This is a genomic window from Paraburkholderia tropica, assembly GCF_014171495.1.
Classification (GTDB): domain Bacteria; phylum Pseudomonadota; class Gammaproteobacteria; order Burkholderiales; family Burkholderiaceae; genus Paraburkholderia; species Paraburkholderia tropica.
The window spans coordinates 2,748,317-2,760,742 of the sequence record NZ_CP049134.1 but is presented as its reverse complement, the minus strand read 5'-3'; the positions used below and the strand labels follow the sequence as shown (position 1 = coordinate 2,760,742).

At 66.0% G+C, this 12,426-nt stretch carries 13 protein-coding genes and 1 pseudogene; 4 read left to right on the top strand and 10 right to left on the bottom strand.

What is annotated here, in order from left to right:
* Nucleotides 1–57: 57 nt before the first annotated feature.
* Together G5S35_RS40175 and G5S35_RS12445 are read left to right on the top strand one after the other, a co-directional pair.
* Nucleotides 58–374: pseudogene (locus tag G5S35_RS40175) on the top strand (hypothetical protein).
* Nucleotides 375–402: 28 nt separating this feature from the next.
* Entirely contained in the window at nt 403–1,053 is a 651-nt protein-coding gene (locus tag G5S35_RS12445; RefSeq protein ID WP_183038346.1) for a histone H1-like DNA-binding protein, read from the top strand.
* Nucleotides 1,054–1,396: 343 nt separating this feature from the next.
* Here G5S35_RS12445 and G5S35_RS12440 read toward each other — a convergent pair whose 3' ends face one another.
* The 10 genes from G5S35_RS12440 to G5S35_RS12395 form a co-directional block, all read right to left on the bottom strand.
* A complete protein-coding gene (locus tag G5S35_RS12440; RefSeq protein WP_065060396.1) occupies nt 1,397–1,873 on the bottom strand; it encodes an outer membrane lipoprotein in 477 nt (158 codons plus the stop codon).
* Nucleotides 1,874–1,915: 42 nt separating this feature from the next.
* On the bottom strand, nt 1,916–2,857 hold the full coding sequence (locus tag G5S35_RS12435) for a carbohydrate kinase family protein (protein WP_110329531.1): 942 nt from the start codon (nt 2,855–2,857) through the stop codon (nt 1,916–1,918).
* A 224-nt stretch (nt 2,858–3,081) separates the two neighbouring features.
* Nucleotides 3,082–3,582 carry a thiol peroxidase gene (gene tpx, locus G5S35_RS12430; RefSeq protein WP_065060394.1) on the bottom strand — a complete coding sequence of 167 codons (501 nt, stop codon included), beginning with the start codon at nt 3,580–3,582 and terminating at the stop codon, nt 3,082–3,084.
* Nucleotides 3,583–3,684: 102 nt separating this feature from the next.
* Entirely contained in the window at nt 3,685–5,130 is a 1,446-nt protein-coding gene (locus G5S35_RS12425) for a DUF3426 domain-containing protein (RefSeq protein WP_183038345.1), read from the bottom strand.
* Between the two features lie 130 nt (nt 5,131–5,260).
* Complete coding sequence (prmA, locus tag G5S35_RS12420) at nt 5,261–6,157, bottom strand: 50S ribosomal protein L11 methyltransferase (protein ID WP_065060392.1); 897 nt, start codon at nt 6,155–6,157, stop codon at nt 5,261–5,263.
* 3 nt (nt 6,158–6,160) lie between these two features.
* Nucleotides 6,161–7,528, bottom strand: coding sequence for an acetyl-CoA carboxylase biotin carboxylase subunit (gene accC, locus G5S35_RS12415; protein ID WP_065060391.1), 1,368 nt, complete (start codon nt 7,526–7,528; stop codon nt 6,161–6,163).
* A gap of 215 nt (nt 7,529–7,743) precedes the next feature.
* Complete coding sequence (gene accB, locus G5S35_RS12410; RefSeq protein ID WP_065060390.1) at nt 7,744–8,208, bottom strand: acetyl-CoA carboxylase biotin carboxyl carrier protein; 465 nt, start codon at nt 8,206–8,208, stop codon at nt 7,744–7,746.
* A gap of 103 nt (nt 8,209–8,311) precedes the next feature.
* On the bottom strand, nt 8,312–8,764 hold the full coding sequence (gene aroQ / locus G5S35_RS12405; protein WP_065060389.1) for a type II 3-dehydroquinate dehydratase: 453 nt from the start codon (nt 8,762–8,764) through the stop codon (nt 8,312–8,314).
* A 194-nt stretch (nt 8,765–8,958) separates the two neighbouring features.
* Entirely contained in the window at nt 8,959–9,510 is a 552-nt protein-coding gene (locus G5S35_RS12400) for a TlpA family protein disulfide reductase (protein ID WP_065060388.1), read from the bottom strand.
* A gap of 24 nt (nt 9,511–9,534) precedes the next feature.
* Nucleotides 9,535–10,176: a UDP-N-acetylmuramate--alanine ligase gene (locus G5S35_RS12395; RefSeq protein ID WP_065060387.1), complete on the bottom strand. Its 642-nt coding sequence runs from the start codon at nt 10,174–10,176 to the stop codon at nt 9,535–9,537.
* Nucleotides 10,177–10,433: 257 nt separating this feature from the next.
* Here G5S35_RS12395 and mpl point away from each other — a divergent pair, with 257 nt between their 5' ends.
* Together mpl and G5S35_RS12385 are read left to right on the top strand one after the other, a co-directional pair.
* Nucleotides 10,434–11,834, top strand: coding sequence for a UDP-N-acetylmuramate:L-alanyl-gamma-D-glutamyl-meso-diaminopimelate ligase (gene mpl, locus G5S35_RS12390; RefSeq protein WP_065060386.1), 1,401 nt, complete (start codon nt 10,434–10,436; stop codon nt 11,832–11,834).
* Nucleotides 11,831–12,406 carry a YqiA/YcfP family alpha/beta fold hydrolase gene (locus tag G5S35_RS12385; RefSeq protein WP_074987383.1) on the top strand — a complete coding sequence of 192 codons (576 nt, stop codon included), beginning with the start codon at nt 11,831–11,833 and terminating at the stop codon, nt 12,404–12,406. The genes mpl and G5S35_RS12385 overlap by 4 nt, the downstream gene beginning before the upstream one ends.
* The last annotated feature ends 20 nt before the right edge of the window (nt 12,407–12,426 follow it).

The window sequence follows — 12,426 nt, the reverse complement described above, 5'->3', positions numbered from 1 at the left end:
GCCGGAGGCCTCGTGCGAGGCCTCGACCGGCATGATGATTAGGAGCAGGAACGCCTGATGCAAAGCGTGCCCGGAGCCCTGGCGGCTCAACTACGTGCAAGGCACTTTGCGAACCCTTCAGAGGGATGGGCAAACTTCCCCCGGAAAACGGCGTGGGCCATGTGGCCGGCGCCTTCAACGAACGTTGCCCGGTGTCGGTAGCCGACGCCGGAAAGACTTGGCGCACTGTGTTTTTCAGCACGGTGCGCCTTACCGCATTCATTAGCGTAAGCGCGCGGGATCAGCGTACGCCGATGAATAGCCCGCTTCGAAGCGTGCGCCCTGAGAAGCGTTCGCGGGAAGCGGGTTTTGACGAAGGGTGTAGTTTGAACTGACTCTCATCTGAACCTGAAGGAGAAAAAAATGGCAACTGCCAAGAAGAAGCCGGCGGCCAAGAAAGCCGCAGTGAAGAAGGTTGCAGCCAAGAAGGCAGCACCGGCGAAGAAGGCCGCAGTGAAGAAGGTTGCGGTCAAGAAGGTTGCAGCCAAGAAAGTCGCCGTGAAGAAGGTTGCTGCGAAGAAGGCAGCACCGGCGAAGAAGGCCGCAGCGAAGAAGGTTGCAGCCAAGAAGGTCGCTGTGAAGAAGGTTGCTGCGAAGAAGGCAGCGCCGGCGAAGAAGGCCGCAGCGAAGAAGGTCGCAACGAAGAAGGTTGCAGCCAAGAAAGTCGCCGTGAAGAAGGTTGCTGCGAAGAAGGCAGCACCGGCGAAGAAGGCCGCAGCGAAGAAGGTTGCAGCCAAGAAAGTCGCGGTGAAGAAGGTCGCAGCGAAGAAGGCTGTTGCCAAGAAGGCGCCGGCGAAGAAGGCCGCTGCCAAGAAGGCTGCGCCTGCGAAGAAGGCTGCTGCCAAGAAGGCTGCGCCTGCGAAGAAGGCTGCCGCGAAGAAGGCTGCCAAGAAGGCGCCTGCGAAGGCTGCCGCTGCTGCGCCTGCTGCGCAACCGGCTGCGCCCGCTGCAACCGTGAAGACGGCACTGAACCCGGCAGCGGCCTGGCCGTTCCCGACGGGCAGCCGTCCGTAAGCAGTAGTACGAGTCGAAGCGCGCGCGGGTCAGCAAGAACGCGCGCTTCGTTGATCGAGCGCCGCCGTGTAGTTCGTGCGTTTTGCACGATCGCCGGCGGCGAGCAAGACTCGATCCCGATCCCGTCGACGGAACATTCGCGACGGGATTTTTTTCGTCCGCGTTTTTTGCGGATGGCGTCGCGGTGCTGCGTTTCGCACGCGCATGAAAAAAGGCGCATGCACAGGGGAGCACATGCGCCTGAGGTTCCGCAACGAGCACAAGGCATCGTGCGGTACAGGGGAAACCGGTCAATCAGTCCGTGTTCGGACTGGCGCGCGGTGCGCGCCGAACAACTGAAGCCTTAGTGCGTCACGCGCGTCACGCCGCCGCTCGAGAGCAGGCGCACACGGTCGCCGGCCTGGAAGATCTCGCCCGTGGCCGACTGCGTGATGGCGCGATAGTCGCCGTTATCCAGACGGACGGTGATCTCGAGGCCATTGTGCATGGCCACGCCGTTTTCGACCGCATTGCCGGCCACCGCGCCCGCGATGCCGCCAATGATGCCCGTGACGATCGAGCCACGACCGCCGCCGATCGCGCTGCCGGCCACGGCGCCAAGCGCGCCGCCGCCGACTGCGCCCAGACCGCTGGGCTGGCCATTGTTCGAGCTGATCTTCACGGCGCGTACGCTTTCCACCGTGGCCATGCGCACCGTGGATTCGCGCTGCGCCTGCGAGGCAGTGTAGACGTCGGCGGAACTGCTGTTATACGCACAACCCGTCATGGCGAGCGAACCCGCGACCATGGCGGCCACAATCAGACGACTTGTTGTTCTCATTTCCCGTAGCTCCAATGAGCGCCGCCCTCGCGGCGCCCGACTTCATTGCGGCAGTTCGTAGCCGAATGCTGCCTTGAAACGTTCGTTGATCTGCGCCCGCGTGGGCGCGTAGTTCTGCGGCCCCTGGTGTTCGATCTTGAGCGCGCCCATCAGGCTCGCGAGACGTCCGGTGGTCGCCCAGCCGAGCTTGTTCTCGATGCCGTAGAGGAGGCCGCCGCGGAACGCGTCGCCGCAACCGGTCGGATCGAGTACCTGCTGCGCCTGCACCGGAGGAATTTCTTCGATGCTGCCGCCGTGGTAGATCTGCGAGCCGTGTTCGCCGCGCGTGACGATCAGCGCGTCGACCTTGCTGGCGATCTCTTCGAACGACCAGCCGGTGCGATGACTCACAAGGTTGGCTTCGTAGTCGTTGACCGCAACATAGGTTGCAAGTTCAATCGCGCGACGCAGCGACGCACCATCGAACAGCGGCAGGCCCTGGCCCGGATCAAAGACAAACGGGATGCCAGCCTGTGCGAATTGCTCGACGTGCTGGACCATGCCGTCGAAGCCGTCCGGCGCGACGATGCCGAGCTTGACGCCCGGCGCCTCGTCGGCGCGGTTCAAATGCGATTGCATCATCGCGCCCGGGTGGAACGCGGTGATCTGGTTGTTCTCGAGGTCGGTGGTGATCATCGCCTGCGCCGACCACGTGTCGGGCAGCACGCGCACGTGCGCCTTGTTCAGGCCGAGCGTGTCGAGGCGGTCGATATACGGTTGCGCGTCGGCGCCGCCGAGCGTCGCCATGATGCGCGCGTCGCCGCCCAGCAGGTGCAGCGAGTAGGCGATGTTGCCCGCGCAGCCGCCGAATTCGCGCCGCATCGTCGGCACGAGGAAGCTCACGTTCAGGATATGCACCTGCTCGGGCAGGATGTGCTCCCGGAAGCGACCTTCGAAGGTCATGATGTTGTCGTAGGCGAGCGAGCCGCAGATCAGCGTAGCCAAGGCGGGAATTCCTGTAGTGCGTGGTGTGGAAGGGGCGGCGCGCTTGCAGGTGATTGCACGTCATCGGACGTCATCGCACGTTAAGGCGCGTGCTTGCCTGACGTCGCGCCGCGGCCCGGACTTCGCGGCCGGCGCGCGCAGCGTCCCGACACATCGGGATCGCGCTGCGCGCACGGCGCGCTCAGGCTCGCGGCAGGCCCGTCACGGGCGCGCCGCCGCCGGGGTTACTTCAGTGCGGCGAGCGCGGCGTCGTAGTTCGGCTCGTTCTTGATTTCGCTGACGCGCTCGGCGTAGACGACATTGTCGTTCGCGTCGAGCACGACCACGGCGCGCGCCGTGAGGCCGGTCAGCGGGCCGCTCGTGACGTCCACGCCGTAGGCTTGCGCGAATTCGTGGCCGCGGAACGTCGACGCCGTGACGACGTTTTCGATGCCTTCGGTCGTGCAGAAGCGCGTGGCGGCGAACGGCAGGTCGCCCGAGATCACGAGCACTGCGGTGTTGTCGAGCTTCGCGGCGGCTTCGTTGAACTTGCGCGTGGAGGTGGCGCAGGTCGGCGTGTCGAGGCTCGGGACGATGTTCAGCACCTTGCGCTTGCCGGCGAAGTCGGCGAGCGAGACGGGCTTCAGATCCTTGCCGACGAGCGAGAACGCCGGGGCCTTCTGGCCGGGCGCCGGGAACGTGCCGGCGACGTCGATCGGGTTACCGCCTAGCGTGACTTGACTCATGATGTGCTCTCCGGATTTTGACTGTAGTGGTGAGTGGCGCGTCCGGCTGGACCGGACGCAAGGTGCGCGCGCCCGCGCGAAGGGCAGGCGCTGACGCGTGAATTACGGGTAGAAAATTTCGATGCGGAAATTCGATGCGACGACATTGCCGGTATCGAGCCGCACGATCATGGTCTGCGTGCTGTGCGCGGGCAGACCGGCTTCGATGCGCGTACCCGGCGCGGCATAATCCTGCGGCCACAGCACGCGCCGCAAGACGACGTTGTTCTGGCGATCGAGCAGCGTGAGTTCGAGCGCGGGGTAGGCGAGCGCAATCCCGAAGCGGTTGCGCAGCGGAACCTTCAGTTCGAGATGATGCGGGTCGTCCACCTGACGCAGATCGGACTGCTGCACTTCGAGGCCGTCGATGTCGCGCGGCGGGCTGATGCGGCAGCCGAGCTGCGCACAGGCCTGCTGATAGAGCGGCTGCGAAGCGGGGAAGTACACCATCACGCTTTCGCGCTGCCACCAGAGCAATTGCGCGGCGAGCCCGACGAGCAGCAGGAGCGCGACCAGTGCGCCGACGATGCGCCAGCCGATGCGGCGCGGCGGATGCGCGGGCGCTTCGCGCGTGACGGCGAACGGCTCGCTGCCGTCGCGCGGTTCGAGCGCGGAGAAGGCGGGCGCGGCAGCGGCGCCGGCCGGTTCGGCGCGCGCGGACAGCGACGGTTCGGGATCGGCGGCGAACGGCGCGGCGGCTGCCGGGGTGCGGGATGCAAGCGAAGGCTCGACAGGCTCGCCTGTCGCCGCCGCTGCGGCCGGAGCGGACGCGGCCAGTCCGGGTTCGACGCGCGTCCAGCGCGTGGCTGGCGGGAACGGTTCGGCAGTGTCCGGCGTGGGAGCGGGCGTAGGAGCAGAAGTTGAAGCAGGCTGAGCCGGTTGCTCGGGCGCGAACTCGCGCGCCAGAGACGGCTCGCTGCTTTCGCTCGCGTGCTTCAGTTCGACACCGGGCGTGACGCCGAGCGTCGCGCCGGGCGCAATGCCGGGACGCGGCAGATTCTGCGCGGTGTACTGAAGATTCGGATCGATGCGGCTATCGGGGCGCGGCGCCCACGGATTCCAGCCCGGATTGGCGAAGTCGGGCGCGGGCTGCGCAGCGGCGTCTCGCGCGGCGAAGTTCGCGGCAGACGCGTCTGTTTGCGTCCATTCCTGCGGATGCGGTTGATCGTGCTGAACGTGCGGCGCCGGTTCGCTCACGGGCGCTGGGGCTTGATGAGCGGATTGCGAGGCGGCCGGTGAGGTCGGCTGTGAAGCGGTTTGCGAACCCGCCGCAGCAACCGCAGCCGCAGCCTGCGCCGAACCCGGCGAAGCCAGACTCGCGGCGATATCGGCGGCAACGGGAACGGCCTGCGAGAAATCGCCGTTTTCAGGCACCTCGTAAAGGCTGCCCGATGCGTCGAACGCTTCCTGGCAATGGCCGCAGCGCACGAGGCCGCGACGCGCGGCGAGGTGTGCGGGCTGGATTCGGAAGACGGTTTCGCAGAAGGGACAGCGCGTTGCCAGGAGCATGAGTGCCGTGGAACCGGAAGGTTGGCGATACCCGCCATTCTACTGGCAATCCACGGAGCCCTACGACTCCTGGCGATGCGCCTGGGGCACGATCAGGCGCGATGCGCCCGGACCCGCCCCGATCGGTGCGTCATGCGCGGCGCGTGCCGGCGAGACACACCCAGCCTTCGTGCTCGCGCCAGACCGAGATGTCGATCCAGCGCTCGTACACCTGCGCGACTTCCTCGGCTTGACGCGCGAGGATGCCCGAGAGCGCGAGACGGCCGCCCGGCTTCACGCGCGACGAGAGCATCGACGCCATCAGCTTGAGCGGATTCGAAAGGATGTTGGCCACGACGATGTCGAACTCGCCCGCCTTCAGGTCGTCGGGCAGGCCATAGGTCACGTCCGCGCGATTGCGTTCGCTGTTATGGCGCGCCGACTCGACCGCTTGCGGATCGATGTCGATGCCGATCACCGGATTCGCGCCGCACTTCTGCGCGAGGATTGCGAGAATGCCCGAGCCGCAGCCGTAATCGAGCAGCGAGTTGCCCGGCTGCACGTGCTGCTCCAGCCACTCCATGCACAGACGCGTGGTGGGGTGGCTGCCGGTGCCGAACGCGAGGCCCGGATCGAGTTCGAGCACGAGCGCGTCCGGATCGGGCGCGTCGTGCCACGACGGCACGACCCAGATGCGCTGGCCGATCTGGATCGGATCGAACTGCGACTGCGTGAGCCGCACCCAATCCTGTTCCTCGACTTCGCGCAGCGCGAACTTCGGCAGCGCGGCCAGACCCAGCTCGTTCGACGCGGCCGCGAGCAGCACCGCGGGATCCTGATCGTCGCCGATCAGCGCGATCACGCGCGAATGCTGCCACGCGGTGCGCTCGGGCGTGAGACCCGGCTCGCCGAAGAGCGGCTGCTCGTCGGGCGTGTCGGCGTCGGCGTCTTCCACCGACACCGAGAGGGCGCCAAGCTCGAGCAGCGCGTCGGAGAGTTCCTCCGCGCGGTCGCGCTCAAGCTCGACGATCAGTTCCCGGTAGCTCATGAATTACGCTTCGTCCTTCTTCACCGACTGACGCTCGGCCAGGCGGCTTTCGAGGTAGTGAATGCTCGTGCCGCCTTCGACGAACTTGGCGTCGAGCATCAGCTCGCGGTGCAGCGGAATGTTGGTCGAGATGCCTTCCACGACCATTTCCGACAGCGCGATACGCATACGCTGGATCGCCTGCTCGCGCGTCGCGCCGTAGGTGATCAGCTTGCCGATCATCGAATCATAGTTCGGCGGCACGAAATAGCCATTGTAGGCATGCGAATCGACGCGCACGCCAGGTCCGCCCGGCATGTGCCACGAGGTCAGACGGCCCGGCGACGGCGTGAACTTGAACGGATCTTCCGCGTTGATACGGCACTCGATCGAGTGGCCCTTCAACTGGATGTCGCGCTGGCGGAACGCGAGCTTCTCTCCGGCGGCGATGCGGATCTGTTCCTGCACGATGTCGATGCCGGTGATCTGCTCGGTGACCGGGTGCTCGACCTGCACGCGCGTGTTCATTTCGATGAAGTAGAACTCGCCGTTTTCGTACAGGAATTCGAACGTGCCCGCGCCGAGGTAGCCCATCTTCTTGCAGGCGTCGGCGCAACGGTCGCCGATGCGGTCGAGCAGGCGGCGCGCGATGCCCGGCGCCGGCGCTTCCTCGATCACCTTCTGGTGGCGGCGCTGCATCGAGCAGTCGCGCTCGCCGAGCCACACGGCGTTCTTGAACGAATCGGAGAGCACCTGAATCTCGATGTGACGCGGATTCTCGAGGTACTTCTCCATGTAGACCTGCGGGTTGCCGAAGGCGCGGCCCGCTTCTTCGCGCGTCATGTTGACCGCGTTCACGAGCGCCGCTTCCGTGTGCACGACGCGCATGCCGCGACCGCCGCCGCCGCCCGAAGCCTTGATGATGACCGGGTAGCCGATCGTGCGCGCGATCTTCACGATTTCTTTCGGATCGTCCGGCAGCGCGCCTTCCGAGCCCGGCACGCACGGCACGCCAGTCTTGATCATGGTCTGCTTCGCCGTGACCTTGTCGCCCATCATGCGGATGGTTTCCGGACGCGGACCGATGAAGGTGAAGCCCGATTGCTCGACGCGCTCGGCGAAGTCGGCGTTTTCCGAGAGGAAGCCGTAGCCGGGGTGGATCGCTTCGGCGTCGGTGACTTCGGCCGCGCTGATGAGCGCCGGCATGTTCAGATAGCTCAGGTTCGAAGGCGCCGGGCCGATGCAGACCGCCTCGTCGGCGAGCTTCACGTACTTGGCTTCCTTGTCGGCTTCCGAATAGACGACGACCGTCTTGACGCCGAGTTCGCGGCACGCGCGCTGGATGCGGAGCGCGATTTCGCCACGATTGGCAATGAGGATTTTTTCAAACATGGTGGGTATTCGACTCATCAATGGGCGCCGCAGGACGAAGCGAGCGGGCTGCCTTCGAGTATCGGTCGCGCTGGCGCCGCGTGGCGGCGTTCTGTCTGCCTGCCTGGCAGCGAACGCGCGGCGGCGGCGCTGGCGGAAGGGCGCTCGCGCGGCGGATGTGGTCTTTGTCGACCCGATGCCGCGCGGCGCGCCGGCCGTTCTTGCGTTGGACGCGCTTATGCGACCACGAAGAGCGGCTGGCCGTATTCGACTGCCTGGCCGTTCTCGACGAGGATTTCCTTGACCACGCCGGCGACGTCCGACTCGATCTCGTTGAGCAGCTTCATCGCTTCGATGATGCACAGCGTCTGGCCTTCCTTGACCGTGTCGCCAACCTGCACGAACGGATCGGCGCCCGGCGACGGCGCGCGGTAGAACGTGCCGACCATCGGCGACGTCACCACGTGGCCTTGCGGCACGACCGGCGCGGCAGCGGCGGCGGGCGCAGCGGCTTCACCGACGTGGGCCGGCGCGGCGGGCGCGCCCATGGCCGGCGCTGCGAATTGCGCGGTCGGCTGCACGTAAACCGGCGGCGCGTTCTTGACGATGCGCACCTTGCCTTCGCCCTCGGTCACTTCGAGCTCCGAGATGCCCGATTCGGAGACGAGGTCGATCAGAGTCTTCAGCTTACGTAGATCCATGGTGCAGCCCCTTTGCTTTGAATACGTGAGGTGCCGGGGCGCAAGCGTCCCGGCACGGGATTGGTGTTGTCTTTCAGAGTGCGTCGGTCATCCGGCGCAGGAATCAGGCCGCGGGCCTGGCAGCGAGCCGGTCCAGCGCGTACTCGAGCGCGTAGAGATAACCCTTCCAGCCGAGGCCGCAGATCACGCCTTCGGCCTGGTCGGAAAAATACGAGTGATGCCGGAAGGCTTCGCGGCGATGCACGTTCGACAGATGAATCTCGACGAACGGGATGGCGACGCCTGCCAGCGCATCCCGGATGGCCACGCTGGTGTGCGTGTACGCAGCCGGGTTGATCAGGATGAAATCCGTTTGTTCCGTGCGGGCGGCCTGAATGCGGTCCACCAGCGCGCCTTCGTGGTTGCTCTGGAACGTGGCCAGCTCCACGCCGGCGTCGGCGGCACGGTCGGCGAGCGCCTGATCGATCTGTGGCAGCGTCACGCGCCCATAGACCTCCGGTTCCCGGGTGCCGAGAAGATTGAGGTTGGGGCCGTGCAGAACCAGCAGTCGCGTCATGGTCGCTTCTTTTTCCGTGGAATTGCGCGAACTTTAGCGCCGATTAGAGAAATTTGTCTAGTTTTCCAAACGGCTGATATGCCCCTCTGTTCGCTGAATTGCCGGCGTGAGGGTTGAACTTCGGCTAAATACGCCAATTTTCCCGGCAAATTGTGCCGTACGGCCGTTAAGCTCAGGTCAATTCTTCGCGCGCGTCAAAGTGCGTCGAGCGTGCGCCGAAGTTCGTCCGGTTTGATTTGGCCTAATTTTGTCGCACGAACGGCGCCGTTGGCGTCGATTACCACCGTGTAAGGAAGGCCGCCGGCGTTGTTGCCGAACGCGCGCGCCACGTCCGCGCCGCCGAATCCGGCGATGTAAATCGGGTAGGCCACCGGCACTTTCTTGAGGAAAGTCTTGATGTTCGCCGCCGAATCGACGCCGAGGCCGACGAACTGAATGCCCTTCTTCGCGTACTCGCGGTGCAGCGCCGACAGCTCCGGCATCTCCTCGACGCACGGACCGCACCACGACGCCCAGAAGTTGACCACGATCGGGTGGCCCTTATAGATGGAGAGCGACTGCGGCTTGCCGTCGGGCGTGGTCACGGCCGCCGACCAGAGCTGGTCGACCGCGTTCTGCTTGCCCGTGATCGACGCCGCGTCGGCGACTCCGGCGTTGCCGCCGCTCGCATAATGCCCCGCCAGAATGCCGCCCCCGGCTGCCACCGCCGCGACTGCGACGCCGGCCAGAATCCGTTTCGTGTTCATTGCTGCGCTCAAGCTCACTATGAATCAGGTGGTGGAGGTCGCGCCGCTCTCGTCGATCAGCGCCTGGAGTGCCCGCGCGTCCGCGCGCGGCAGACGCCCGCGCGGATCGGCGCGCACGGCGCCACGCAGGTCGTCGGTATTGTAGAGCGCGAGATGAATGCCGACCGGTTCCTCATCGCGCGATGGCTTCCAGAGGAAGCTCAGCGTCTCCACATAGCCGCGTGCGGCGAAGTGGCGCGTTTCCGAAACGTCGTATTGCACGTTCGCGTTCAGGAGCCAGATCGCGACATCTTTCGCGTTGTCGCAAAAGATCTGCAAATGGATGTCGGAGTGCTCGCCCGCCGTGCCGTTCAGCACCGCGCCGGTCAGGAATGGATTGAAGCGCGCGAGCCGCAGCATCCAGTCGAGCGCGATCTCGCGCAGCCGCCGCAGCACCGCCGGCTGGCTTTCTCCCATGAAAAGGGCCTGATATTCGCGGATTTCTTCCTCGATCTGATCGTTGTCGGGAAGCCAGGCGCCTTCGATGCGCGCGTCCCCCGCCACCTGCCGAGCGGCCTTGCGCTTGGCGGTGGCGTAATCGAGGCCATCTTCGGCGATCATCCGTGCTGCCGCGATGGCGATTTCCTCGCGCACGCGCTGGGGATCGAAATGTGATCTGCGAACCATGCGCCCATCATACTAGAGAACGTCGCGCGCTCCCGGCGGCGGCCGCGCGGCGATGCGGCGGTGCAGCAGGACCCGGCGCCGCTATGCACATGCCGGTACAGCCGCGCCGGTAAGCCCGCGCCGGTACGCCCGCCCCGGCGAAAAAGCCGCAGGCGCTCGGGTACAATAGCGTTCTTTGCTCCGGCGGCCAGGCGCCGCCGTCCTGCTTTCCCCATCCCTGTAACCCTTTCACGACGCCCACGCGGCGCGACAGGCTTATGCACATCCATATCCTCGGCATCTGCGGCACGTTCATGGGCGGTCTCGCCGTGCTCGCGCGCAGCGCGGGTCATACGGTCACCGGCTGCGACGCGGGTGTGTACCCGCCGATGAGCACGCAGCTCGAAGCGCAGGGTATCCGCCTGATCGAGGGTTATGACGCGAGCCAGACCGAGCTCAATCCCGACCTGTACGTGATCGGCAACGTAGTCTCGCGCGGCAATCCGCTGATGGAGGAGATCCTCAATCGCGGCCTGCCGTACACGTCCGGCCCGCAGTGGCTCGGCGAGCACGTGCTGCGCGACAAGTGGGTGCTCGCGGTGGCGGGCACGCACGGCAAGACCACCACGAGTTCGATGCTCGCGTGGCTGCTCGAAGACTCGGGCCTGAATCCCGGCTTCCTGATCGGCGGCGTGCCGCTGAATTTCGGCATCTCGGCGCGTCTGACCGATTCGAGCTTCTTCGTGATCGAAGCCGACGAATACGACACGGCCTTCTTCGACAAGCGCTCGAAGTTCGTCCATTACCGCCCGCGCACCGCGGTGCTGAACAATCTCGAATTCGATCACGCCGATATCTTCCCCGATCTCGCCGCCATCGAGACGCAGTTCCACCATCTCGTGCGCACGATTCCGGGCGTGGGCCGCGTGGTCTCGAACGGCCGCAGCGAGGCGCTAGACCGCGTGCTCGCGCGCGGCGTCTGGAGCGACGTGGAGCGTTTCGGCGTCGACGGCGGCTGGCAGGCGCTGCCGGCCGAAGAAGGCGTGACGGTCGACGAGCGCTTCGCCGTCTATCACCACAGCGAACGCGTGGGCGTGGTCGACTGGCAGATCCAGGGCGAGCACAATCGCCAGAACGCACTTGCGGCGATCGCCGCCGCGCGCAGCGTCGGCGTGCCGCCCGCGCAGGCCGCCCAGTCGCTGTCGTCGTTCCGCAACGTGAAGCGCCGCATGGAAGTGCGCGGCAGCGTCGACGGCGTGACCGTCTATGACGACTTCGCGCACCATCCCACGGCGATCGAAACGACCGTCGCCGGTCTGCGCACGCGCGTGGGCCGCGACAACACGCGCATCCTCGCGGTGCTCGAGCCGCGCTCGAACACCATGAAGCTCGGCGTGATGAAGGCGCAATTGCCGGGCAGTCTCGCCGACGCCGACCTCGTGTTCGGTTACGGCGCGCCCGCCGGCAAGGACGCGCTCGGCTGGGATCTCGCGGGCGCGCTCGCGCCGCTCGGCGAGAAGGCGCAAGCGTTCCACGACCTCGACGCGCTGGTGAAGGCGGTCGTGGCGGCGGCGCGCCCCGGCGACCAGGTATTGGTGATGAGCAACGGCGGCTTCGGCGGCGTGCATCAAAAGCTGCTCGACGCGCTTTCGGCGAAAGCCGGCCGGAGCGCGGCGTGATCGTCTATCTGCACGGCTTTCGCTCGTCGCCGCAATCGTTCAAGGCGCGCCTGCTGGCGGCGCGTCTCGCCGAACTGGGCCGCGCGGACGAATGGCTGTGCCCGACGCTGCCGGTCTCGCCGGACGAAACGATCGAACTGGTTGAACGCGAGATCGCGCAGAACGCCCGGCCGGGCGAGCGCATCACGCTGCTCGGCAGCTCGCTGGGCGGTTTTTTCGCCACGCAGCTTGCCGAAAAGCACGGCTGGCGCGCCGTGCTGCTGAATCCGGCCGTGGTGCCGGATCGCGATCTGTCGAAGTATCTCGGCGAACAGCCGTTGTGGCACGGCGGCGGCAGCATCGTCGTCGAGCCGCGCCATCTGCAGGAACTGCGCGCCCTGGCGGTTGCGCACATCACCCGGCCCGAGCGTTACTATCTGATCGCCGCGACCGGCGACGAAGTGCTCGATTACCGCGAGATGCTCGCGCACTATCCGGGTGTGCAGACGCATCTGATCGAGGGCAGCGATCACGGGATCAGCGAATTCGCCGATTACGTCGACGAAGTGATCCGTTTCTGCGACGCGCCTTGAGCGTCGTCTTTCGTTCGCGC

What these genes read in the sequence shown, in the direction of transcription:
- prmA (WP_065060392.1), bottom strand. Translation starts at nt 6,157, where the DNA reads ATGAGCTACCGGGAACTGATCGTCGAGCTTGAGCGCGACCGCGCGGAG.
- aroQ (WP_065060389.1), bottom strand. Translation starts at nt 8,764, where the DNA reads ATGACGCGACTGCTGGTTCTGCACGGCCCCAACCTCAATCTTCTCGGC.
- accB (WP_065060390.1), bottom strand. Translation starts at nt 8,208, where the DNA reads ATGGATCTACGTAAGCTGAAGACTCTGATCGACCTCGTCTCCGAATCG.
- G5S35_RS12395 (WP_065060387.1), bottom strand. Translation starts at nt 10,176, where the DNA reads ATGGTTCGCAGATCACATTTCGATCCCCAGCGCGTGCGCGAGGAAATC.
- G5S35_RS12400 (WP_065060388.1), bottom strand. Translation starts at nt 9,510, where the DNA reads ATGAACACGAAACGGATTCTGGCCGGCGTCGCAGTCGCGGCGGTGGCA.
- G5S35_RS12440 (WP_065060396.1), bottom strand. Translation starts at nt 1,873, where the DNA reads ATGAGAACAACAAGTCGTCTGATTGTGGCCGCCATGGTCGCGGGTTCG.
- G5S35_RS12445 (WP_183038346.1), top strand. Translation starts at nt 403, where the DNA reads ATGGCAACTGCCAAGAAGAAGCCGGCGGCCAAGAAAGCCGCAGTGAAG.
- tpx (WP_065060394.1), bottom strand. Translation starts at nt 3,582, where the DNA reads ATGAGTCAAGTCACGCTAGGCGGTAACCCGATCGACGTCGCCGGCACG.
- mpl (WP_065060386.1), top strand. Translation starts at nt 10,434, where the DNA reads ATGCACATCCATATCCTCGGCATCTGCGGCACGTTCATGGGCGGTCTC.
- accC (WP_065060391.1), bottom strand. Translation starts at nt 7,528, where the DNA reads ATGTTTGAAAAAATCCTCATTGCCAATCGTGGCGAAATCGCGCTCCGC.
- G5S35_RS12425 (WP_183038345.1), bottom strand. Translation starts at nt 5,130, where the DNA reads ATGCTCCTGGCAACGCGCTGTCCCTTCTGCGAAACCGTCTTCCGAATC.